This is a genomic window from Nocardia harenae NBRC 108248 (assembly GCF_001612885.1).
GTDB lineage: Bacteria > Actinomycetota > Actinomycetes > Mycobacteriales > Mycobacteriaceae > Nocardia > Nocardia harenae.
The window spans coordinates 141,508-165,773 of the sequence record NZ_BDBH01000001.1 but is presented as its reverse complement, the minus strand read 5'-3'; the positions used below and the strand labels follow the sequence as shown (position 1 = coordinate 165,773).

General features: G+C 73.2%; 12 protein-coding genes and 1 riboswitch. Of the genes, 7 read left to right on the top strand and 5 right to left on the bottom strand.

The window, feature by feature from the left end; genetic code table 11:
• The first annotated feature begins 1 nt into the window (after position 1).
• Positions 2 to 904: a DUF4349 domain-containing protein gene (locus tag NH2_RS00760; protein ID WP_084505108.1), complete on the top strand. Its 903-nt coding sequence runs from the start codon at positions 2 to 4 to the stop codon at positions 902 to 904.
• Between the two features lie 40 nt (positions 905 to 944).
• On the opposite strand, the gene NH2_RS00755 is transcribed toward NH2_RS00760, so the two are convergent.
• Positions 945 to 1,409 carry a tRNA (cytidine(34)-2'-O)-methyltransferase gene (locus NH2_RS00755; RefSeq protein WP_084505107.1) on the bottom strand — a complete coding sequence of 155 codons (465 nt, stop codon included), beginning with the start codon at positions 1,407 to 1,409 and terminating at the stop codon, positions 945 to 947.
• Positions 1,410 to 1,674: 265 nt separating this feature from the next.
• On the opposite strand from NH2_RS00755, the gene NH2_RS00750 reads away from it, so the two are divergent.
• The 3 genes from NH2_RS00750 (at position 1,675) to NH2_RS00740 (ending at position 3,279) form a co-directional block, all read left to right on the top strand.
• Positions 1,675 to 2,472 carry a helix-turn-helix domain-containing protein gene (locus tag NH2_RS00750; protein WP_067646556.1) on the top strand — a complete coding sequence of 266 codons (798 nt, stop codon included), beginning with the start codon at positions 1,675 to 1,677 and terminating at the stop codon, positions 2,470 to 2,472.
• 130 nt (positions 2,473 to 2,602) lie between these two features.
• Complete coding sequence (locus NH2_RS00745; protein WP_067646553.1) at positions 2,603 to 2,959, top strand: VOC family protein; 357 nt, start codon at positions 2,603 to 2,605, stop codon at positions 2,957 to 2,959.
• A gap of 74 nt (positions 2,960 to 3,033) precedes the next feature.
• Complete coding sequence (locus NH2_RS00740; RefSeq protein WP_084505157.1) at positions 3,034 to 3,279, top strand: DUF3017 domain-containing protein; 246 nt, start codon at positions 3,034 to 3,036, stop codon at positions 3,277 to 3,279.
• On the opposite strand, the gene metX is transcribed toward NH2_RS00740, so the two are convergent.
• Together metX and NH2_RS00730 are read right to left on the bottom strand one after the other, a co-directional pair.
• On the bottom strand, positions 3,276 to 4,403 hold the full coding sequence (gene metX, locus NH2_RS00735; RefSeq protein WP_067646547.1) for a homoserine O-acetyltransferase MetX: 1,128 nt from the start codon (positions 4,401 to 4,403) through the stop codon (positions 3,276 to 3,278). The genes NH2_RS00740 and metX overlap by 4 nt on opposite strands.
• Positions 4,400 to 5,716, bottom strand: a complete 1,317-nt coding sequence (locus tag NH2_RS00730) for a bifunctional o-acetylhomoserine/o-acetylserine sulfhydrylase (protein ID WP_067646544.1) — start codon at positions 5,714 to 5,716, stop codon at positions 4,400 to 4,402. The genes metX and NH2_RS00730 overlap by 4 nt, the downstream gene beginning before the upstream one ends.
• 14 nt (positions 5,717 to 5,730) lie before the next feature.
• Positions 5,731 to 5,841: riboswitch (SAM riboswitch) on the bottom strand.
• A 400-nt stretch (positions 5,842 to 6,241) separates the two neighbouring features.
• Between NH2_RS00730 and NH2_RS00725 the strand changes: the two genes are divergently transcribed.
• Positions 6,242 to 7,459, top strand: coding sequence for an NADP-dependent isocitrate dehydrogenase (locus NH2_RS00725; RefSeq protein ID WP_067646541.1), 1,218 nt, complete (start codon positions 6,242 to 6,244; stop codon positions 7,457 to 7,459).
• A gap of 231 nt (positions 7,460 to 7,690) precedes the next feature.
• On the opposite strand, the gene NH2_RS00720 is transcribed toward NH2_RS00725, so the two are convergent.
• Positions 7,691 to 8,023: a WXG100 family type VII secretion target gene (locus tag NH2_RS00720; RefSeq protein ID WP_067646538.1), complete on the bottom strand. Its 333-nt coding sequence runs from the start codon at positions 8,021 to 8,023 to the stop codon at positions 7,691 to 7,693.
• Between the two features lie 261 nt (positions 8,024 to 8,284).
• Between NH2_RS00720 and NH2_RS00715 the strand changes: the two genes are divergently transcribed.
• Entirely contained in the window at positions 8,285 to 9,772 is a 1,488-nt protein-coding gene (locus tag NH2_RS00715; protein WP_245650365.1) for a hypothetical protein, read from the top strand.
• Positions 9,773 to 9,859: 87 nt separating this feature from the next.
• Here NH2_RS00715 and NH2_RS00710 read toward each other — a convergent pair whose 3' ends face one another.
• Entirely contained in the window at positions 9,860 to 22,600 is a 12,741-nt protein-coding gene (locus tag NH2_RS00710; RefSeq protein WP_157103547.1) for a WXG100-like domain-containing protein, read from the bottom strand.
• Positions 22,601 to 23,115: 515 nt separating this feature from the next.
• On the opposite strand from NH2_RS00710, the gene NH2_RS00705 reads away from it, so the two are divergent.
• On the top strand, positions 23,116 to 24,261 hold the full coding sequence (locus NH2_RS00705; RefSeq protein WP_067647570.1) for an MFS transporter: 1,146 nt from the start codon (positions 23,116 to 23,118) through the stop codon (positions 24,259 to 24,261).
• Positions 24,262 to 24,266: the final 5 nt, after the last annotated feature.

Sequence of the window (24,266 nt, the reverse complement as noted above, 5' to 3'; positions counted from 1 at the left end):
CATGCGGAAGGTTGCGGTGTTCTGCGCGGGGCTGCTCGGGCTCGCTCTGCTCGTCGGCTGCGGCGCGGACGGGGCCGAAAGTGGTTCGGGTGCCCCCGATTCCTCGATCGCCGCGCCCGCCGTGAGCCCGCCCGGGCTCCGCGAGCAGGGCGCCCCCGCGCCATCGGACAACGAGCAGGCGCCGGACACCGCGCGCAAGGAGGTCGTCACCGGCGACGTCGCACTGGTCGCCGACGACCCCATCGCCGCCGCCGGGGTGATCGCCGACCGGGTCCGCGCCCTCGACGGCCGGGTGGACAGCCGCACCGAGCAGCCGCGCACCGACGAGAACGAGTCCGGCTACCGCCCCCTGCCGCAGGGGCCGAGCGCCGCGCTCACCGTCCGGGTGCCGAGCGACCGCACCGACGCCTTCGTCGACGGCCTCGGCCAGGTCGGCCGGGTCACCCGGGTCAGCCTGAACCGCGCCGACGTCACCATGCAGTGGGAAGACCTGGACGCCCGCATCCGCGCCCTGCAGACCTCGGTCGACCGCCTGCGCGCCCTCATCGCGGGCGCCACCAACACCGCCGACCTCATCGCCGCCGAGCAGGCGCTCTCTTCTCGCCAGGGCGAGCTGGACAGCCTCGTCTCGCAGAAGCGGCTCCTCGACGATCAGGTCGCGCTCTCCACCTTGAGCATCGCGGTCACCACCCCCGCCGCGAATCCGGAGGAGGACGACGAGCCGACCAGCTTCTGGGGCGGCATCGTCGCCGGGTGGAACGGTCTGGTCGACTGGCTCGGCGACGCGGTCGTCTTCACCGGCAAAGCGCTGCCCACCCTGGCCTTCCTCGCTGTGCTCGGCGGGCTGATCTTCGCGGTGGTCCGCGCTGTCCGCCGCCGCCGTTCCGCGGCCCCGCGCGCCTGACCGCGGGCGCGACCTCCCGCCACGAACGCTTCGAGATCACCTAGACCCCGCCGGAAAACCCCTGCTGCCGCCACGCCTCGTACACCGTCACCGCGGCCGCGTTCGACAGGTTCATCGACCGCCGCCCCGGCACCAGCGGAATCCGTACCCGCGCCGTCACCCGCGGATCGGCGAGCACCTCCTCCGGCAACCCCGTCGGCTCGGTCCCGAACAGCAGCACATCCTCCGGCTGATACGCCACATCCGTATACCGCACCTCCCCCTGCGTACTGAACGCCCACACCCGCTCCGGCCGGATGAACGCGAACGCCGCGTCCAGATCCGCATGCACCCGCACCGAAGCGAGATCGTGGTAGTCCAGCCCCGCCCGCCGCAGCTTCGCCTCGGAGAGGTCGAACCCGAGCGGCTCGATCAGATGCAGCGCACACCCGGTCCCCGCGACCAGGCGGATCGCATTGCCGGTATTCGGCGGAATGCACGGCTCGTGGAACATCAGATGAAACACGGGGAGTAGTCAACCAGGTGCGATCCGGTCAGCTCGGCAGCAGTCGCAGCGGCGTCGCATGCCGCGTGCGGACATGACGCAGAGTTCCTCGCGGAGTGGATCTTCCGAGCCGGCGGCGAGATCGGGTTCGGCCGCCATGAGACCGGCGAACGAGCGTGAGCCGGTCGACCGGGCGGTGCAGGTCCTCGTGGTCGTAGGCAGCGGTGATGGCCTTCAGTGCAGAGATCGCGGCGCAGCGGGGCGGTCCATAGCGCAGGATGGGGGCATGGGCGTGAGCTCCTGGGACGTGGTCGCGGCGTCGCCGCATCCGGCGCTCGCCGGGCTGGTCGGCGAGTACGCCGAGTTCCGGGAGCGGGCCGATGGGCCGGTGGTGCGGTACGAGCCGGCGAATGCCGGGGCGGTGCTCATCGTGGAGTTCGCCGATCCGCTGCTGGTGGCCGACGTGGCCGAACCCGGGGTGGGGCGGAGCTGGCGGGCGTTCGCGGTGGGGCCGAGTTCGGGGCCGACGCGGACCGAGCACGCGGGGGCGCAGCACTGCGTGCAGGTCCGGCTGACGCCGCTCGGGCTCTATCGGGTGGCGGGGGATGTGGCCGAGCTGGCCGATCGGGCGGTGGGGTTGGCGGAGTTGTTCGGTGGGGACGGCCGGGAGCTGCCGGAAAGAGCCGCGGCGGCTCCCGACTCGGCGAGCCGATTCGCGCTGCTCGACGCGGTATTCGGGCGGGCAGCGGAGCGGGGAAGGGAGCCGGACCCCGAGGTCGCGTACGCCTGGCACACCCTGCGGCGCACCGGCGGGACGGCGGGGATCGGCACGATCCTGACCGAGATCGGCTGGAGCCGGGCGCGCCTGGCGCGCCGGTTCCGCGCCCAGATCGGGCTCACGCCGAAGGCAGCGGCACGGGTGATCCGCTTCGAGCGCGCCGCCACGCTGCTCCGCGTGCCGCGCCCGCAGCCGCTCAGCGCCATCGCGCTCGCCTGCGGCTACGCCGACCAGGCGCATTTCACCCGTGACTTCCGCGAGTTCGCCGGCCGACCGCCGAGCGCGTGGGCCGCCGACCGGGGCTGAGGCAGCCGCGGGGATACCGAGCCCGCCGACCAGCGGCTGCGCCGCCGACACGGGCGAACATTCCTTCAAGACGGACGAAGCACCGCGAACCTAGGGTCGGGCGAACCACCGAAACGGAGGGAACCACACGATGACCGGTGAACCGAGCTTCTTCGAGATCGGCGTCCCCGACGCCACCCGCGCCCGCGCCTTCTACGAGCGACTCCTCGGCTGGAAGACCCACGAGACCAAACCGGGCGGCCCGGCCTGGCTGGAGACCGGCGGCGTCCGCGGCGGCGTGCACAACGGCGACGAGGACCGCCGGATCGACCTCTTCTTCCGCGTCGACGACATCGAGGCCGCCGTGCGGCGCGTCCGCGAACTCGGTGGCGCGGCCGACGACCCCGGCCCGGAGACGGAGGGCTTCGGCCGCTTCGCCTTCTGCACCGACGACCAGGGCGTGCGATTCGGGCTGCACCAGCCGGGTCTGTCACAATCGCAGGCGTGACAGACCCGACCGTACCGCGGCAGGAATCCGGAGGCGGCAGCTGGGGCGCGCAGTTCCTGCGCTGTCACCTGCCGATGGTGCTGGTCGGGCTGGTCGTGCTGGTGGCGATCGTCTTCGTCGCCTCCGATCGCTGGCGCCGCGGCGCCTTCATCTTCGGCAGCGCGGCGCTGCTCGCCGCGGTGTTCCGGCTCTGCCTGCCCACGGTGCGGGTAGGGCTGTTGGCGGTGCGCGGCAAGCCGTTCGACGTGGCGGCGCTGAGCCTGCTCGGCAGCACCATCGTCTTCCTCGCCGCCACCATCAACACGCTCGGCGTCGGTTAGCGGTTCGCCCGCGCCAGCGCGGCGGTGCGGGTGAGCAGGGTGGCGATCTGCTCGGCCTCGGTGAGGAAGCCGTCGTGGCCGTCCCTGGAGTGGATGATGTCCAGCCCCGCGCAGCCGGGCAGCAGCTCGGCGAGTTCGCGCTGGGTGCGCAGCGGGTACAGCCGGTCCGAGTCCACCCCCGCGACCACGCACGGCACCGGGGTGGAGGCGAGCGCCGCCGCGACCCCGCCGCGACCGCGGCCGACATCGTGGCGGTTCATGGCCTCGGAGAGCAGCACGTAGGTGGCGGCGTCGAACCGCGCCACCAGCTTCTCCGCCTGGTGCTCCAGATAGCTCTGCACCGCGTACCTGCCGCCGTGCCACGGATCCTCGCCGCCCTGCGGCAGGTTCTCGAAGCGGTGGTCCAGCTCGGCCTCGGTGCGGTAGCTGAGGTGCGCGATGCGCCGGGCGACGGCGAGCCCGGTGACCGGCGCGGTGCCGGTGCCGTGGTACTCGCCGCCCTGCCAGCCCGGGTCGCCGACGATGGCGGCGATCTGCGTGGTCTGGGTGCCGATCTGATCCGCGGTGGCGCGCGCTCCGACGGCGAGCACCAGCGCCGCCGCCACCCGCTCCGGCCTGCCGACCATCCACTCCAGCACCCGCATGCCGCCCATCGACCCGCCGATCGCGGCGGCCAGCCGGTCGATGCCGAGCAGGTCGGCCAGCGCGACCTCGGCGGTCACCTGGTCGCGGATGGAGATGTCCGGGAACCGGCTGCCCCACGGCTTCCCGTCGGGCGCGGGGGCGGCGGGGCCGGTGCTGCCCTTGCAGCCGCCGAGCACATTGGTGGCGATCACGCACCACTCGTCGGTGTCCAGCGGGGCGCCGGGGCCGACCATGCCCTCCCACCAGCCGGGGGCCGGGTTGTCGGGGGCGCTCGCGACGTGCGCGTCGCCGGTCAGCGCGTGCTCGATCAGGATCACATTGTCCAGCGCGGGGGAGAGCTCGCCCCAGCGCTGCACGGCCAGCCGCACGTCGGGGACGACGGCGCCGTTCTCCAGCTTGACGTCGCCCACCGGGAGCACGCCGTAGGTGCCGTCCGGCGGTGGGAGCCGGACGGTGCTCGATTCGGTACCCACGGTCATGACGCCGCGTCGAAGCCCGCGCGCAGGTCGGTCAGGATGTCCTCCAGCCCCTCGATCCCGACGGCCAGCCGGACCAGCCCCGGCGTGACGCCGGAGCTCGCCTGCTCGTCGGGGGTGAGCTGGGAGTGCGTGGTGGAGGCCGGGTGGATCACCAGCGAGCGCACATCGCCGATATTGGCGACGTGGCTGTGCAGCGTCAGCGCGTCCACGAACTTCTTCCCCGCCTCGACGCCGCCTTTCAGCTCGAAGGCGATCACCGCGCCCGCGCCCATCGGCGTCAGCTGCTTGCCGCGCTCGTACCAGGGCGAGCCGGGCAGCCCGGCGTAGGCGACCGAGGTGACCGCCGGGTGCGTCGCCAGGAACTCGGCCACCGCCTGCGCGTTCCGCACGTGCCGCTCCATGCGCAGGCTCAGCGTCTCGATGCCCTGGCTGATCAGGAAGGCGTTGAACGGCGAGACCGCGGAGCCGAGGTCGCGCAGCAGCTGCACCCGCGCCTTGAGCGCGAAGGCGGGCGCGCCCAGGTCGGCGAAGATCGCGCCGTGGTAGCTGGGGTCCGGGGTGGTGAAGCCGGGGAAGCGATCCTCGCCGGACTCGGTCTTGCCGGTCCAGTCGAAGGCGCCGCCGTCCACGATCGCCCCGGCGATGGCGGCGCCGTGCCCGCCCAGGTACTTGGTGGCCGAGTGCACCACGATGTCGGCGCCGTGCTCCAGCGGCCGCAGCAGGTACGGGGTGGCCACCGTGTTGTCCACGATCAGCGGGACGCCCGCGCCGTGCGCGACGGCGGAGATGCCGGGCAGATCGAGGATGGCGCTGCTCGGGTTGGCGATGGTCTCGCCGTAGAACGCCTTGGTGTTCGGCCGGACGGCGGCGCGCCACTGCTCGAGATCGTCCGGGTCGGCCACGAAGGAGACCGCGATGCCGAGCTTGGGCAGGGTGTAGTGGAAGAGGTTGTAGGTGCCGCCGTAGAGGTGCGGGCTGGAGACGATGTGGTCGCCGGCGTTCGCGACGTTCAGGATCGCGAAGGTCTCGGCGGCCTGGCCGGAGGCGACGAGCAGCGCCGCGACGCCGCCCTCCAGGGCCGCGATTCGCTGCTCCACCACGTCCTGGGTGGGGTTCATGATCCGGGTGTAGATATTGCCCGGCTCGGCGAGGCCGAAGAGCGCCGCGGCGTGCGCGGTGTCGCGGAAGGTGTAGGAGGTGGTCTGGTAGATCGGCAGCGCGCGGGCGCTGGTGCTGCCGTCGGGGGCCTGACCCGCGTGGATCTGCTTGGTCTCGAAGGACCAGTTCTGGGCGGGGTCGGTCGTCTCGGTCACGTGTTACCTCCAGGAAAGCGCGCTTGCTCCCGGCCGTCGGGAGCCGGGTCATCACCCGGAGCACCCCGCCGCTGCTGGAGGGTTGCCGGCCAGCGAGCCGGGGCTTCGCGCTGGCACTCATGACCTGTTCGACATGGTAACCGGACCGAGGTCTGCCGATCGAACCCGTCCGCGGAGTTATCCACAGGTGACCGCTGTGAATGCGGTCACAGGGCTTTCTTTGCCGTCCGGACGGGTGGGTGCTGCGCCACCCGCGGGTCTCGTCGTAGGCTCGAACGGTGAGCAAGGGGCGTGTCCTCGGTCACGCCGGACCTACTCGCTGGTAACGAACCGGGGTCCCCGAAGGGGCGACCCTCGCCGTGCAATGCGAGGTCGGGCAGCAGTACGCTTGTCTTGTTTGCACCACAGGGTCTCGCCGACCAAGCGGGACATAGACGTTGTCTGTTGGACAGCTGGGGTCCGCTCACAAGCGTGTTCGCCTGGCCGTGCAATGAGGGCACACACCCTAGGAGGACACGAAGATCCATGTCCAAGATCAAGGTTGAAGGCACCGTCGTAGAGCTCGACGGCGACGAGATGACGCGGATCATCTGGCAGTTCATCAAGGACAAGCTGATCCACCCGTACCTCGACGTGAACCTCGAGTACTACGACCTCGGCATCGAGTACCGCGACAAGACCGATGACCAGGTCACCGTTGACGCCGCCGAGGCGATCAAGCGCCACGGTGTCGGTGTCAAGTGCGCCACGATCACCCCGGACGAGGCGCGGGTCGAGGAATTCGGGCTGAAGAAGATGTGGCGGTCGCCGAACGGCACCATCCGCAACATCCTCGGTGGCACGATCTTCCGCGCGCCGATCATCATCTCCAACGTCCCGCGGCTGGTCCCCGGCTGGACCAAGCCGATCATCATCGGCCGCCACGCCTTCGGCGACCAGTACCGCGCCACCGACTTCAAGGTGTTCCAGGCAGGCACGGTCACGCTCACCTTCACCCCGGAGGACGGCAGCGAGCCGATCGTGCACGAGGTCGTGAAGATGCCGGAGGACGGCGGCGTCGTCATGGGCATGTACAACTTCAAGAAGTCCATCGAGGATTTCGCGCGGGCCTCGTTCAACTACGGCCTGCAGCAGAACTACCCGGTCTACATGTCGACCAAGAACACCATCCTCAAGGCGTACGACGGCATGTTCAAGGACACATTCCAGGAGGTGTTCGACGCCGAGTTCAAGAGTCAGTTCGACGCCGCCGGGCTCACCTACGAGCACCGGCTCATCGACGACATGGTCGCCTCCTCCATGAAGTGGGAGGGCGGCTACGTCTGGGCCTGCAAGAACTACGACGGCGACGTGCAGTCCGACACCGTCGCGCAGGGCTTCGGCTCGCTCGGGCTGATGACCTCGGTGCTGCTCACCCCGGACGGCCAGACCTGCGAGGCCGAGGCCGCGCACGGCACCGTCACCAGGCACTTCCGCCAGCACCAGCAGGGCAAGCCGACGTCGACCAACCCGATCGCGTCGATCTTCGCCTGGACCCGAGGGCTCGAGCACCGCGGCAAGCTGGACAACACCCCCGAGGTGATCGGCTTCGCGCAGACGCTCGAGGACGTCGTCATCAAGACGGTCGAGGGTGGGCAGATGACCAAGGATCTGGCCGCGCTGGTCGGCGGGGACCAGGGGTACCTGAGCACCGAGGAGTTCCTCGGCGCGCTCGACGCCAACCTGGCGCGCGCGCTGCGCTGAGCCGCGCCCGCAACGGCCCCCGTTCCGCGGAGCGGGGGCCGTTTCGCGTTCCGCGGGAGGGTGTGCACGGGAGGGCCGCAGCTGACTTCCGGGGGCAGCCAGGGGGACGCCTGGCGACAGCCGGGGTGACGCCTGGGGACGGCCGGGGGCTGATGGCCGGGGACAGCCGGGGCGACGCCTGGGGACGGCCGGGGCTGACGGCAGGGGACAGTCGAGGGGCGACGGCCGGGGTCAGCCGGCGAGGCGGACTCGGGCGGTCGGACTCGGGTCGCGGCGATCGGCGACCTCGAAGGCGTCCGCCGCGTCACCGAGGTTGGTCGCGTTGTCGCCGAAGACCTCGACCAGCGTGCTCAGCGTGTCGAAGTAGTTGTCCCGATTGGCGCGGTAGCCCTTGTCGCCGTCGGCGAACTGCCTGCCCGCCTTGTCGTCGCCCCACGGCTCGCCCCGGCTCGCGCAGGCGCCCGTCAAGGTGTCGAGGAGCCGCCGGGTGCGCTCCGCGACGGCGTCGAATTCGCCGGCGGCCCGGCGTACTCCGCCGGGGTCGATCTCGATCGACTGGCTCACTGTCCGTGCCTCCCGGTTCCGTGCGTGGCTGCCCGGCGGCTGTTGTCCCGCCGGACATCTCCCGGTCGCCGATCCGACATCGACCGGCCCGCGCGTGCCGCGGTATTTCCGAAATCAACTGTGCCGGAGGAGTTGTCGTGCTCATATAGGGATTCGCTCTTTTAACGGCGGTTTAACGCGATCTGAACATGCGCCGGGCAGGCTCGATCGGGCCGGTGTGCAGCCGACACCCGTCGCGTCCACAGGGCAGGGAGGCGCCGAATGAATCAGCCGCACAACGGATCCACCGAGCCCCCGGATATTCCGCTCACCCTCGACGGCCACCCGCCGCCGCCCCCCGCGGATGTCATCCCCGCTGAACCGCGCGCCACCGAGCTCGCGCGGGAAATCGCCCGCGAACTCGCACGCGTGGGTCCGGTGGGCTGGCGGCGGCTGGAGGCGCACTTCGCCATCACCGTGGTCGGCGGCGTGACCTACACGCTCTACCACGGCGACGACGACCGGGTGGCCCGGCTGGAGCCGGCCGCGGAGATCGTCGAGCTGGCCCGGCGGCAGCGCGAGGTCGCGGCCGCGCTGGGGGACGGCCCGTGGTGGCGGATGGTGCTCCGGTTCGACACCGGGGGCGCGCTCGAGGTCGACTACGACTACGGCGCGGAGCCGTTCCCCGAGGATCAGCTGCTGCTGCCGGAGGCGTACCTGGCCGATCTGGCGGCCTTCCCGCGCCGCCGGGTGCCGGTCTGGCTGGCGGCCTACGTCGGTCACGGGGAGCGTCAGCGGCGGCCCGCGCGGCAGGCCGGGGCTTGGGCGCGCGCGGACCGGGAGGCCGGTGTCGCCCCGGTGCACTCGACCGGCGACTTCCCCGCGCTGCCGGTGCTCTGGTCGCGCTGGGCGGTGATCGCGGCGGCCTTCGTCGCCGTCGGCTCCGCGTGGGGGCCGCGCATCCTGCCCGCGCTCGGTGTCTTCGAGGGCGCCTCCCGCAGCGGCGCGACGCTCTACGTGCTCCCCGGTGACCGCGCGGTGCTCTCCGGCGGCGTCTGGAACGCGCCGGAGCTGGACGCCGCCTACAACGACGGCGCGCCCATGCCCGAGCTGTACGCGGGCGCCCCCGGGTGGGTGGCCGACCAGGTGCTCAATCCGCGCGCGAAGCGCGGCACGCTGTCGTTCTGCTACTGGTGGGAGCACGGGAGCTGGTTCCGCGGCGGGTCGGCGCCCGCCGAGCGGCTCACGGCGGCGGTGCCGGGGGTGTGGACGGCGCAGACCGCGGCCGCCGTCGTCGCCGATGCGGTGAGCGCGGAGCCCGATGCGCGGCAGCGCGCCGCCGCGGCCGACCTGGTGGCCGCCGCGGAATCCGGCGTGGTCTCCCCGGACACGGTGGCGGCGCTCTTCGACGATCCGGCCGACGACGTCGACGGCGCGCTGTACCAGCTGTCGCTGGCCGGGCTGGTGCTCGAGGAGCCCGGCCGGTTGCCGAGGGAGCGCGCGATCGCGCTGGTGCGCGAGCACATCATCGGGCTCGGCGCGGGCTACCCGGTGGCCGAACTGGTCGCCGAGCGGCTGAGCGTGGGCTGGATGGTCTTCGCGCCGACCCGGCCGGAGCAGATCGCGATCGGCCGGGCGATCTTCTACATCGCGGACGACGGCGTGATCGAGCAGTCGTCCTCGTCCACCGCGCCCTCGCGCTACACCGAGGGCTTCGAGCGGCGATTCCACGACCGGAAGACCGGGGCAGCGGCCGGGGTCCCGCGCTGACCGGACGGTCGGTCCCCGGCGCGCGGTAGCCGGTTCCGGCCGGTCCGGATCGGTCCCCTCGCGCGCGAACCCGCCCCGCCTCGGGGTTCAGGGCATCCGCGGCCCCGCGGCCTCGGCCAGGACGAAGTCCAGGTAGTCGCTGTCCGCGGGCAGGTGGCCGCGCAGGTCGGCTGCCAGATCGCGGCCGCCGGTGCGCTCCCGGTAGGCGGCGCGCAGGGCGCGCAGGGCAGCCGGGTCGCGGTTCAGGTGCTCGACGAAGGCCAGGGTGTGGTCGATGTCGCGCATCCCGAGCATGGCGTCGACGTACGCGGCCATCGCCTGGTCCGGGTCGGGCTGCGCGGCGGGTGGACGCACCCCGGCGGGCAGCCCGCGCCGCGGCTGCCAGCCGAGCAGCCGGGCCAGCCGGAGTTCAGCGGCCGTCGACATCCGGCCCCCCGCCACCGCCGCCGCGACCACCTCGCGCAGCGGCAGGCCGGTGGCCGTGCGGAACGCGGCCGCCAGCCGCTCGGCTCCGGCCGGAAGCTCCGCGCGGGCCAGCGATGCCAGCACCCGCGCGACATCGACCGGCCCATCCGCGCTCAGCGCGGTGTGCAGCGCCCTGGCCGCGGCATCGATCGCCGCGGACGGCGGCGCCGGGGCGCTGCCGTCGGCGCGCGGTGTGCCGCCGGTGAACGGCGGACTCACGGTCGCCGGTCCGAGGTCGTCGGCCGGAGCGGATGCGCGGCCGGGCGCGCCGGTCGGGCGGCGATTCGACGGCGCCGCCTCCGCGGGGACGGCCAGGTGGTAGTGCTCGGCGGCGACGAGGACCGAACCGTCGGGGCGCGCCCCGGTGTCCTCGCCGAAGGTCCAGCCGTGCGGGACCTGCCTGTTGTACACCCGGATGGTGCGGTTGCGCCGCGCCAGCGCGGCCGCGGCCGCGGCGGGGACCACGTCGAAGACGCCGACCCGCCAGATTCCCAGCTGCCGGATCATCGCGACCTGCCGGTTGTACAGCGCCCGGTAGCGGCGGATCTCGGCGGGCGGGATCGGGGCGGTCCGCTCGGCCGCGGTGAGCGTCCGTCCGCCCTGCTCGGCCTGGACCATGATGTTCAGGAACGGGGTGAAGTAGGTGTCGCGTCTGCGGCCGAGGAGTTCGTCGGCGGTCATATTGCGCAGGCGGCGGAGCCTGCGGTCGAGCTCGGCCCTGGAGTGGGCCGGGATCGGCTCGGTGCTGCGTTCGAGGCTGTGGAAGAAGCAGTCGCCGTCGGCGGGCATGGATTCCCACACGTACCCCGCGGGCGCGGGCACCCCGTCCACGATCGGCGCGCGCCTCCCCCTGCTCCGCACGGTGCCGGTGGGCTTGCTCCGGCCCGCGCGTTCATTGCCGCCGGATGGCTGCGTGCGGTCGCCCGGCTTGGTCGTCCCGGCATCGGGGTGCGTCGGCTCGGTCTCCGCAACCTCCGGCCCGACGGTGGGTTTCGCGACATCGGGTGGCGTCTCGATGCTGCGCAGGACCATGTCGCCGGTCACCCAGAGCGTCCCGGCGGGCCCGCGCACCTCGACCAGCGCGACGGCGCGCAGCCGGTGTCCGTCGGTGGGCGCGTTGGTGCGCCAGAGATTGCGCCGCACGCTGCCTACGCCGCTGCCCCCGCCCTTGTCCGCGGTCTGGCCGCCGATCGGGAAGGTGGTGATGCCGAGGCGGTCGTTCTGCTCCGCGGTGAGTGCGCCGGTGTAGCTGAACGTGGGGGCGATCGTGGTGCTGTGCTCCGCGCCGGAGGCCATGCTGTCCACCGAGAACTCGAAGCGGTCGATGGCGATGGAGGTCGCGGAGTCCTCCGCGCGCGGCGCGTGCAGGGTCACCTTGATCTGCACGCCGTCGACGGTGACCGCGGCGGCGTGGCGCTGCGGCGCAGGCACGGCGGCCGCGGGCTCGGCCGTGCGGAACGGGGCGCTCGACTGCGGCCCGAGCCGGGTGAAGTCACCCCTGGCCACCAGCGTCACCAGCCGGTTGAAGGTGGCCTCCGCCGAGCGGGTGCCGTCGTCGCCGCGCAGCGCCGGGTCGACGGCCCGCAGTGCGGCGGCGAGCTGCGGGGAGCCGTCGAATTCCCGGATGTCGAAGGACAGCTCGGGAAGCCACGGGGGCGTGGCGAGCAGCGCGCGCACCGCCGCGGGCACCTCGTCGCCGTCCGCGACCCTGGTGCCAGCCTCCAGGTCGACGTCGTCCGTGGTCCTGGTGCCCGCCTTCGGGCCGCGATCGTCCGCCGCCGGGGTGGTGCCCCGGTGCGAGGCGGGCCGCGGTTCGGACGGGTCGAACCCGTAGATCGCGGGCCGGGTGCGCGGCACCGGCGGGGCAGGCGCGCTCCCGGCCGCCGGGAGCGGCCTGGTATCCGAGACGTGCAGCCGCACGTGCGAGACCGCGCGCACCGACGAGGTCTCCGAGGTCTGCGGCGGTGGCAGCTCCGCGGGTACCGCCCCGTACGCGGCCCCGAGCCGCTGCAGGCCCACGACCAGCAGGTCGCCCACCATGTCGGCGAGGTAGGCCGAGACCGCCTCGGTGAGCGGCCTGGAGTCGACGGTCACGCTGTACTCGGTCGGCACCTTGAACTCGTACTGGGTGTCGCTGCTGCGCTGCCAGGCGCTCAGGTCGCGGGTGGAGTTCTGCACCTCGCTGTAGGTGGCCGAGCGCTCGATCGCGAGTGTGCCCGCCGGGCGGTCGCCGCGGTCCTCGGTCTCGGTGCCGGTACTGCGGCCGCCGAGGGTGAAGCTCAGCTGATTGCCCCGGGAGTGGCTGGTCCCGACGCTGGTCGCGTCGGGTTCGAGCAGGGCGTTGCCGTCCGGGCGGATGTGCCGGTGCACATTGTCCAGCGCGGCGGTGCGGGGGACCTGCTTGCCCTCCAGGGTGGCCAGGGTGACGCCGTCGGGCAGCTCCGCGTCGCGCCGCGGCCGCGCGGTGAAGCTGACGCCGACCAGCCGCGGCATCAGCCCGGTCCGGGCGACGAAGTGGAAGGTGTGGCTGCCCTCGGAGCCGGCGTTGGCGAGGTTGCGGACGCCGAAGCTGGTGGTGTGCTCGTTGATCAGCGACGCCACGCCGGGGTGGTAGTTGCCCGAGCCGACCACGGTCGCGCCGGGCGAGACCCGCTCCACCAGCGCGGTGGCGGCGTTCTCCAGCGCGCCGCGGCCGTCGTCGAAGACCACCTCGGTGACCGCGCCGAAGGAGAGCAGCCCCTTGGCGGTCTCCGGCTCGTCGGTGCGCGCGCCCGCGTAGGCATCCGGGAGCAGGCGGCGCTCGGTCGGCGTCCACTCGCCGTTCCTCTGCTCCCGCTCCTCGGGCAGCACCGGCGATTCCCTGCCCTGGCTCTCGGCGTGCCGCCGCACCAGTTCCAGGTACTCGGGGTGGTCGTGCAGGTCGTTGTCGGTGAGGAAGAATTCCAGGCGGCGCGGGGCGTCCACGATCCGGCGGCGGCCGGCGTACGGCTTGCCGTGCACCAGCCCGTTGAGGTAGTTGCGCACCCCGACCTTGACCGTGACCAGGTAGTGCGCGTCGGCGACGAATCGGTACACATTGCCGCCGTAATCGGAGGTCACGCGCATGGTGTCGGTGGCATCGGCGGCGGTCACCTGCTTGCTGGCCGACCCGTCGCCGTGCCAGCCGCCGCCGGGGCGCACGCTGTGCTCGGCCTCCGCGCCGTAGGCGCCCTGCACGATGAGCCCGCCCCGGTTGCCGCTCGTGGTGGTGGTGGTGCGCGCGGTGGAGTTGGTGCCCTCCAGCCAGTGCTCGGTGTCGATCGGCACCGCGCCGAGCGATTCGATGTTGTCGAAGTAGCCGCGGATGTCGACGCTGTAGTCGGTGCCTGCCACCGCGCCCGGGATGTCGCTCTCGAACTTGTAGGAATCCCGGAAGATCAGCGGCGCGAAGGAGGTCATGTGGTGCGGGGAGAACGCGGTGTGCAGCACCGAGCGCACCGCGGATGCCGGGTTCTGCACCGGGTCGCCGAAGGCGTCGCGCCACATCCACTCCCCGACCCCGGCGACCCGGTCCCAGATCCAGTGGCCCGCCTGCGACCAGCTCGGGCCCGCAGGGGGCGGCGCCTCGTCGTCGGTGGGCCAGGCGCCGGGCGGGCGGGCGTCGCGCTCCTCGGCGCCGGGGGGCGACGGCCGCTCGCTCTCGTCGTCGGAGAGCTCGAAGATGTCCAGGTGTGGCAGGTCGGTGAGGTCGATCGAGCTCGCCAGATCGTCGGAGTGCTCCGAATCGTCCGTCGGTTCGAAGGTGTCCGGGTGCGGCAGGTCCGCCACGGAATTCTCGGCGGCCGGGCGCACCGGCGCGGGGGCGGCGACCGGTGGCGCCGTGCGGCCGGTCAGCTCGATGTCCTCCGGCCGGGCCGCCGCCGACCCGAACCAGCGACGCACCGCCGCCGTCCAGGCGCTCGGTGGCGATGCGCCGGCGCCGGCCGCCGGCTCGGTGATCGGCAGCGAATCCGCCGGCTCGCGCGGGAATGCACCGGGGACGACCGGCCGCTCGCCGTCGTCCAGGTGCTCGGCCTCCTCGCGCTCGATATCCGCGATGAGCCCGAGGGTTGCCTCGTGCAGCACCTCGCCGACCGGGTGCGCCGCGATCACCGCGGCCATCGGGAGCCTGCCGACCCCCCTCTCGATCGCGGCGTTCGCGGCCAGCCCCAGCTTCTCGGTGAACTCGGCGTCGCCGGAGTCCGCGTCGCCCCGGATCACCGGATCGGCGGGCGGCGGCCCGGCATCGGGCTCGGTGCCGGTCAGGTAGGTGGGAACGCCCAGGTGGAAGCTGCCCGTGCCCTCGATCGGCGCGGGCCCGGCGCCGTGGCTGTAGGCGATCTCCACGTGGTATCGGGTCGGCACGCGGAAGATCTGCAGCCCCGGCTGGGCGGCTTTGGGGCCGGGGCTGAAGGTGTAGTTCTCCTCGGCGTGGTTGTGGCCGGAGAACAGGCTGGTGGACTTGTCGCCGGTCCGATCGTAGGAGCCGTTGATGTTGGCGAGCGGTTCGCTGCCGTCGACGTCGAACGGGTTGACGAAGGAGAACTCGGCGCCCGCGTCCCAGGCGAACGGGGTGTGCTGGGAGCGCTCCTCGCTGGTCAGGATGATGCCGGAGTAGTTCATCGTCTGGATGTGCGGCAGCATCCACTCGTGGGTCACCCCCCGGTTCGGGTCGCGCCCCTGGTCGTGCCTGCCATCCGGGGTGGCGTACTCCCGCACCGCTTTCACGGTGACCGTGATCCGCTCGGTCTCCACCCCGTTGGACTTCTCGAATACCGTGCGCGCGCCGCCCTGCAGCATCTCGTCCGCGGTCCCGAGCCGGTTGAGCCTGGCCCCGATCCGGGAGAGTTTGCGCGCGTTCTCCAGCAGCTGGTTCTTGGTGGCGTCCAGGTTGAACCCGGCCGACTGCTCGGTCGCGGGCGGGAGGAAGCCCTTGCCCGCGACGAACGCCTCGATACCGTCGAGTACGTTCCGCGGGATATCGACCTGCAGCGGGGTGGTGAGCAGCCCGAGCTGCTCGAGGTGCACCAGGTCCGGGGGCAGGTAGCGGCGCTGGGCGGCGGTGGGGGAGCTGCCGAGCGATGCCTTGGACGGCACCAGCATGGCGATCGGGTAGCGCTTGCCCGGCGCCCCGTCCGGCGCGGTGGCGGCGAGCGGGGAATCGGCCTTCGGGTGCACGGCGGGGCCGCCCGGCCGGACGAAGGCCACCTCGACCTGCATGTCCGGCGTGGTGTGCAGCAGGTGCGCCACCAGGCGCAGCGCGCGCGAGGTGTAGGCCCGGCCGCCGAAGGTGATGGACCGGTTGTGCCGCTGCGCGGCCCCGACCTTGATCGGGGTGAGGTTCGCGCCGATGGTCGGGTAGCCGGTGTGTTCGTCGGCCTTCGCCCGGCCGAGGCCGAAGGAGAGCGCCAGCGATCCGCCGAGCGCATTGGCGACCGTGGAGGTGGCGAGCGTGCGCAGCGCGCGCAGCACGTTGTACTCCAGCCGGGAGGCGTTGGGGGTCGTGGTCGGCCCGGTCAGGGTCTGCCCGCCGTGGAAGCCCGTTATCCGCACCTCGAAGAAGCCGAGCGGCTTGCCCGCCGCCGTGTACAGCGTCGGGGATTGCACCGCGCCGCCGTGCATCATCGGGATATTGCCGCGGAAGTTGCCGCCGAAGAACTCCCGCAGCTGCGTCGCCGAGATCTGCGACAGCTGCGCGACCTGCTCCGGGAACGAGGCCATCACATCGGCGAAGAGCCGGTCGTGGTGCGGGAAGTCGAGCGGGCCGTAGAAGGGCAGCTGCTCCAGCGAGAGCTGCGGCTCCGGATTCGCCGGGTCACGGTGGAAGGGCGGCGGCACGGTGGCGTCGTCGGCGTGATCGACCACCGGCAGCGCGGTGCTCTCGTCCAGATATTTCGGAAACCAGGCCACCAGGTCGTCCGGGGTGGGCTCCGAAATGGGCATCCAGCCTTTCGCCGTCGGCAGATCCGGCGCGAGCACGCCGGCGACACCGTCGTCGTTGAGCCGGATCTCCCACCGCATCTCGTAGTCGTGCGGGACCGCGGCCGCCTCGGTGCTGCGTTTCTTGATGATCGACTGGATGGTCGCGAAGACCGAGGTGCCGGAGGACAGTTCGTTGTGGGTGGCGGTGATCCGGGGATTCAGCCCCATGCGCAGGAAGGTCTTGCTGAACATGTCCCACAGGTGGGCGTAGGTTTGCCCGGCGGTGCGCAGCGCTCGGCTGCCCGCGGTGTCACCGTCCTCGGCGACGCCGTAGGTCCAGCGCTGGGTGCTCACCGCCGGGCCCCGGTGCGGCCGGGAATTCTCCCGCGCCCGCAAGGTGAGGCGCAGGAAGACGGGGAACGGCTTGCCCCGGTACTCGACCGCGAGCGGCATGCCCGACTCGCTGAGCAGGCGGTCCAGCTCGGCGGTGGTCAGCCGGGAGGTGAGCGTGCGGTCGACGGCGGCGCGTAAGGCCGGGGCGGGCGCGCCCGCGCGCGCCGGTGCGCGGGCGGGCCGGAGCCGGTCCAGCCGGGCGGCGATCGGGCCGGTGGTGAGCAGCCGGTCGACGGACTTGGTGAAGTCCTCGTCGACGCCGAGCACCTCGAGTCGCTCCCGGATTTCGGCCGGGGTCACGTCCGGGTTGTACTCGCGGATCTCCTGCAACCACTGCCCGGCTTCGTGTTTGCCGCCGCCGGTCTCCACCGCGTGCACGACGTGGCGGCGCAGCCACTCGATCGTGCGCTGCGGGATCGGCATGACGTGGATCAGGTCCTCGGCGCCGCGCCGCGCGGCGCCGAACTCCAGGACCGGAGTACTCAGCGGGCGCGCGCCGACCAGGGTGGTGGCGGGCAGCCCCGCCGCGTCCGGCGGCACGATGAACGCGGGGTTGCCCTCGGCGTCGTAGAGCGCGGCGTGCGTGCCGGCCAGTTCGCGGGGGAGATCCGGCGGGAAGGCGCGGAGCCCGGACACCGCCGCCGGGTCCTGCGGGTCGTGCACCGCGATGGCGCCGTCGGCGGTGCCGCGCAGCAGGTAGGCGTGCGCGCCGATGCCGCGGGCGTCGGCGTAGTCCCGATACCGGTCGACCACGAGGGCCACCGCACCCGGCCCGAGCGGCGTGAGCTGGGCGGCGATATCGGCGTGATCGCGGAACGGACGCAGCGGGGCGCCCGCCGCGTCCGCGAGCGCCGCCGCGGTGATGCCGTCGAAGCCCGCGAGGTGCTCGGGCACCGGGGTGTTCGGGCGGCCGGTGAACGCCGCGAGCCGCTCCAGGGCGAACACACCGCAGTTGACTTCGGGTGGGGCTTCCCGGTGGTGTTCCGGCGCGGGCAGCGCCGGTTCTTCGCCCAACGACCGCGCGTCCGTGGGGTCGTGCCTCGGCTCGGGGCCGTCGGGTACGTGGCGGGAGTCGTCGCCCGCGGCGTGCGGGATCGGGATGGGCGGTGGGGTGGCGGGACGCCTGGCGTCCGCACTGTCCGCCGGTGGGGCGCGCGCGAGCCCCGGGGCGGTGCCGCGTGAATGCAGCAGCCGCTGCTCCACGGCGGCCTTCTGCAAGGGGGTGGCGATATCGCGCAGGTCGCTCTCGGCCGCGGCCAGCGCGGCCCCGGCCCGGTCCGCGCGGGCCGCGGCGGCATCGGTGCTGTGCTCGCGGTGCGCGGCGGTCGCGGCGCGGTGCTCGCCCGCCGCCTCCTGGTATCGGGTGATGTAGGTGGCGACGCGGGCGTTCGGCGCGGCGCTGCGGTAGTCCTCCGGCGAGATGTAGTGCACGGCCTCGCCCGGGGTGCCGCCGGTCGCCCGGTCCCCGTTCGGATCGCCGCTGCGCGCCGCGCGGGTCTCGGCCTGGTGGTTCACCCGCTCCGAGTACGCGGGGCCGCCACTGATCTTCACCTTCAGCCCGCCGCTCGCCACCGCCGCCGCGGATGGCGTGATGTCGACGCCGCGGCCCATCATCTTGTTGCCGAGCGTGATCCGGCCCAGGTCGCCCGCGCCCGCGATGATCCGCTGCAGCTCGTCGTCGGCCCGGTCCCTGCTGCCGTGCGAGTCCACCCAAGCGGCATCGAGCGCGTCGACGGCGACCGTCAGATCGCGCTCGGCGGCGGCCCGGTCGAGCGCGGCGGAGAGCCGGGCGACATCGGCGTTGTCCATGGCGATCACCAGCTGCGGGGAGCCCCGCTGCACCCGGGCGCCGGTATCGGGGTCGCGGACGAACGCGGTGTCGATGATGTCCTCGGCCATGGCGGCGAACTTCTCCGCCTCCGTTGCGAAATGCCGCGCGTCCGGGGTCACCAGCTGCGAGTCGAAGAACCGCTCCACCTTGGCGATCGGCCCGGTCCCGTACTCCGCGTGCATGGCGTCCTCGACCCCGCGCGGGTTGCCCGGCGACGGCGTGAGCAGCGTCCCCGACATGCCGGTGATGTGGTCGAAGTGGCCGCCGCCGAAGAGCTGCCTGCCGGTGATGCTCAGCGAGTGCTCGGAATCCGCGGTGATCACAAGGCCGTGCCGCGCCTCCAGGTACTTGGCGAAGCCGTTCCAGCGGCTCGAGCTCTGCTTCTCCGGGTCGTCCATGACCTGATCGTTGGTCTGCGACGCGATGATCTTGATCTTCCCGTCCGCGCTCACGTGGTAATCCGAATCCCGCTCCGGCCCCCACTTCGCCTGCGCGGCGTGCGCGAACTCCGCGGCATCGGCGTCGCTGACCGGGGTGCCGAGCAGCGCCGCGAGCCGGTCCCTGCCCACGGCCGAGAGCCGCGAGTCGAAGATGCCGCGCTGCTCGGGATCCTTGCCGAAATCCGCGGGGCCGAGCACACCGCCGCGCTCGGCCGCGTCCAGCGCGTTCCAGACCCGGCGGACGCGTTCGGCGAAGGATTCCGCGGCGGGGCCCGCCGTGCCCGGCGCGAGTACGTAGTGGGTCTGCTCATCGATCAGCTGCGCGTCGATTTCGTCGATGATCAGCTTTCCGCCCGGGAACGGCTCGAAGCGGCCCGGCAGCCCGTGCCGCTCGGCCGCGGCGTCGAGCAGGGCCTTGTACTCCCGCAACGAGGGCGCGGCGGCCAGCTCCGCGCGCAGCCGCGCGAGTTCCGCGGGCGGCATGCCGCCGCCCCGCAGCCGGTCGACCACCGCCTGTGCCTCCTTCACCGCGCGGAACCCGTAGTCCGTCGCGGTGCCGAGCACGATCAGCTTGCGGCCTGGCGTCCGTTCCGGGAACGGCAGGTCCGAGTCGAGGCGGTACACGTCGATCCCCAGGTCGTGATCGCCCGCGACCAGCCGCTCGAACTCGCGCTGCATGTGCACCACGAGCGGGTCGCTGCTGGTCATCACGTGTGCGATGCCGGTGTCGAGCGCGGTGCGGGTGGCCCGCGAGATCGCGGTGAGTTCCTTGCCCTCGCCGGTGTCCATCTCGACCGGGCCGTGGTGCAGGAGCAGTTCGGCGGTGACCTGGGTCCAGCGCATGACCTTGCCGCCCGGCGCGCCGAGCGCACCGCCGGTGCCCCGGCGGATCAGCTCGATCTGGGCCACCCGGGAGTCCGGCTCCGGGGCGGTGCGGATGCGCTGCTCCAGCTCCGCCCGGCTCAGGGTCGCGAGCGGGCCGGTGCGGTCCTTCCCGGCCTGGCTCTCGTAGTGGGCGAGCAGCGCCCCGGCGGCGGCCCGCGCGGCCGCGACCCGCTGCCTGCGGACCAGGTCGAAGGCGTCGTCGCGGCCGAGGTGGCCGTCCTGGAACGCCTGCCAGGTGTCGGTGCCCGCGGCCCGCGCCGCCGGCAGGAGTTCGTCGACGGCGGTCGCGATTGACCGGTGGTGATCGTCGCGCGCCTGGTCGTAGCCGGCCCGCGCCTCGGCGACGCGCGCCGGGTCCCGGCTCGCCGTTGCCGACTCGAGTGCCTTTCCGGCACGGTCGACACCGGCGGCGGAACGCTCGATGGCCCGCGCGACCTCGCGCTGGTGCTGTTCGGTTCGCTCCTGCGCGGCCAGGTGGCGGTCGTAGCCGCCGGGCTCCCGGTTCGGCGGCGCGGCGCCGGGGCGGGTATCGGGGGCACCGGACGGTTGCTGGGTCGAGCGTTCGGGCACCGGCGGACCGGGCACCGGCGGGCCGGGCACCGGCGGGCCGGGCACCGGCGGGCCGGGAGTCGGTGGACCAGGCACCTGTGGGCCGGGCACCGCCGGACCGGGCAACGGCGGGCCGGGCACCGGTGAACCAGGCACCTGTGGGCCGGGAGCCGGCGGGCCGGGCGCTGCGGGGATCGGGGAGGTGCGCGCGGTCGGCGTGGCGGCGAGACCGGTGCGAGTGGCGTCCGGGTTCGGGGTGACCGGCGTTCCCCCGCGCGGCGCCTCGCTCACCGTTTCGTGGCCCGGGAAGGCCCGGAATGTTCCGGCGGAGCGCGTCTCGAACTCGCGGGCCGTCATGCCGTGCGGGGCGGTGGACACATCGGGCGGGCGGATGCGTTGCTGCTCGGGGACCCCGGAAGCCAGGTGCTGCAACACCTGCCTGCCGCTGTCGTGATCCACGCGCGCGGCGGCGCCCGGCGCGTGCTGTTCACTCTCGAGCGGTGTGGCTTCGCGCGCGTCGTGGGATTCGAGCGACATCCCTTCCTGCGCGACGTGGGATACGAGCGACGTACCTTCCCGCCCGACGTGGGATACGAGCGACGTACCTTCCTGCCCGACGTGGGATACGAGCGGTGTGACCGCGCGCTCGACGCGGGATTCGATCGGGTCCCCCGTCGGCTCGCCGCGTTGCTCGGTGTGGAACTGCTCGCCATGGAACCGCTCGGTCTCGCGCGCCGCCGCGCTGACCTGCTGCGGCAGATCGGCGCCGGTATCGCGGACCGGGGCGAGTGGCGCGCGCTGCTCTGGATCGGCGTTCCGGGCGCCGCCGCCTGCGCTCGACGGGGTGCCGAGCGGCTCCCCGGACGAATCGTGCGGCGCCGCACGATTCGTGAACTCGGCCCCGGCGCGGAACCGATCGGTGCCATTGGCGATGAACGGGGTGGCGAGCGCCGCCGTGCTCGCCCGGCTCTCCGAGCGGAACGAGCCCGCGCTCGAACCGTCCGCGATACTCGCCGCCGGGGAGTAGCTCCGCGCCGCCGGAGCCTCCACCCCCGACGCCGCGCCGGATCGCCGCGGCGCCACCGGCTCACTCGGCGGGAGCGCGGCCGGCCCGCTCCGCGAAAGGCCGTTCCCGGCGGGGTGCGCGGGCACACCGCCCCGACGGTCGGCCAGGAGGCCTGCCGGGGACGGCACCGGGCCGCCGCTCCGCTGCCCGTTCGCCGGGTTGCCCCCCTCGTCCGGGAAGCCGTCCCCGCGCGCGGCGGACGGGAACAGCGGGATCGCCTGCTTCGTCTCCGGTCGCGGCAGCGGGGAAGTCCCGTCGCGATGGGGCGGCGGATCGCCGCTGCCGGTATGCGTGGCCGCACCCGCGCCTGGCTCGAACCGCGTGCTCGAGGCGATGGCCTGCCCCTGGAAGTACCCCGCGACCCCGTGCATGCCGCCCGCGAGCCCGCCGCCGACACCACCGGCCAGCGCGGCCGGGTCGAACTCCCAGGTGCCGGTCAGCACCCCATACCCGACCATGCTCGCCGTCGCACCGGCCAGACCTGCCGGAATGCCTGCCCCGACCGCGATCAGCCCGCCTTTCCACCAGGTCATCGGGGCGTGCCCGGCGGCGATACCGCCCAGATATCTCGCCCCGTAGTGGCCGATCGGCGCGGCCACGCCGCCGGCGAAGCCGCTCACCGCACCGCTGATCAGGAACTGCGAGGTGTCGAACTCGTGCCTGGTGCCCTTCGCCAGCTGGATCCCCTGCGCCAACCCCTCGATCCCGAGCCCGATCGCGGTCTCCTGCGCCGCCTGGATCGCGGTCAGCCGCCACAGCGGCTGCTTCGCCAGCCGCGCGGCGCGCGCCGCCAGGTGCGACGCGAGCCGTGCGGCGATCTGGGACATGATCCCGGCGCCCGCGGCCTGGATGACCGGCACCGCCCACGCCCCGAAGGCCGACGCGAGCGCGTGCGCGATCTCGATCGCCATCACCGCCAGGGTGATCACGATCTGCAACTTCGCGTACTCGACCTGGGTGCCGCAGTCGAATACCGAGGCGGCCATCTGCTCCAGCCCCTCGACGATCTTGTCGAGTGAGGTCTCGCCGGAGAAGAACTGCTGCAATTGGGCGGCCATCTCGTCCGCGCCGTCGCCCGCGTAGTGCCGCATGGCGGTGTCGCCCGCGGCCCGGACCGCGGGGATGATCTCCTGCAGCGTCGCCGCCGCATCGGTCCAGTCCCGGCTCAGCGCGAAGAGCGCGTCCTCGTCGCCCTGCGGCCACGACGCCCCGGCCAGGTACGACAACCATTGCAGCTCGGGTGGGATTTCGATGCTCAAAGCCCACCCGCCCCAGGACGTTCCGTCAGCCCGCACCGCTCCCTGATCCGGGCCCGGCCGGTGCGCATGCTCCTGTCGAACGGTACCGCAGGGTGACTCGGCGCGCGCTCCGCCGGACGGCACGCGCACCGGATTCCGGGTGTGCTCTTCGTCTCGAAGTCGCACTGCCGCACGGCGATCGGGTCCTTCGCGCCGGAGCGGGGGCGGTCGCGGGTCAGTGCACGGCGGCGGGACGCAGCGCGGGCCGAGGTTCGTGGCGCGCCGCCGCGCCGATGGCGTGGCCGACCTCACCCCTGGATCGGGAACCCCGCGCCGGTGCGGGGGCGGTCGCGGGTCAGTGCACGGCGGCGGGACGCAGCGCGGGCCGAGGTTCGTGGCGCGCCGCCGCGCCGATGGCGTGGCCGACCTCACCCCTGGATCGGGAACCCCGCGCCGGTGCGGGGAGGTTGCACGAGAGCGTGACCTCTACCGCGACCGCCGTCGAGACCCCGCGCACCAGCTGGCACCTGCCCGCCATGCTCGCCATGGCGCTCGGCGGGTTCGGGATCGGCACCACCGAGTTCGTGACCATGGGGTTGCTGCCCGATATCGCGAGCGCGCTGCACGTCTCCGAGCCGACGGCCGGGCACGCGGTCTCCGCCTACGCGCTCGGCGTGGTGATCGGCGCGCCGGTGATCGCGGCCGCCTTCGCGCGGATGCCGCGCAAGAAGCTGCTGGTCGGGTTGATGGTGGCGTTCACCATCGGCAATCTGGCCACGGTGCTGGCGCCGAGCTACGGCACGCTGGTGGCGGCGCGCTTCGTGGCGGGGCTGCCGCACGGCGCCTACTTCGGCGTCGCCTCGCTGGCCGCCGCGACGCTCGCGCCCGCCGGGCAGCGGGCCAAGGCGGTGGCGGCGGTGATGCTGGGGCTCAGCGTGGCCAATGTGGTCGGGGTGCCCGCCGCGACCTGGCTCGGCCAGGCCTTCGGCTGGCGCGCGGCCTTCGTCGTGGTGGCGCTGATCGGGCTGGTGACGGTCGCGGCGCTGCTCCGCTTCGTGCCCCCGCTGACCGGGTTCGTCACCACTAACCCGCTCACCGAGCTCGGCGCGCTGCGCAGGCCGCAGGTGCTGCTCACGCTGGCGGTCGGCGCCGTCGGCTTCGGCGGCATGTTCGCGGTCTACACCTACGTCGCCACCACGCTCACCGATGTGGCCGGGCTCGGCGCCGGGCTGGTGCCGCTGGTGCTCGCGCTCTTCGGGGTCGGCATGGTGATCGGCAATATCGGCGGCGGTTTCCTGGCCGATCGCGGGGTGGACCGCTCGATCTTCCTCGGCATGGGCGCCATGGTGGTGATCCTGACCGGGTTCGTCGCCGCCACGCACAACCCGGTCACCGCCGCGATCGGCGCGCTGCTGGTCGGGGCATCGGGCGCCGCGCTCGCGCCCGGGTTGCAGACCCGGCTCATGGATGTCGCCGCCGACGCCCAGACGCTCGCCGCCGCGCTCAACCACGCCGCGCTCAACATCGCCAATGCGGCCGGTGCCTGGCTCGGCGGCCTGGTGATCGCCGCGGGCTACGGCTACACCGCCCCCGCCGCGGTCGGCGCCGCCCTCGCCGTCACCGGCGTCGTCCTCTTCACGATCACCGTCGCCCTGGCCAGGCGTAACGCACCCCGCGCGTAGAATCC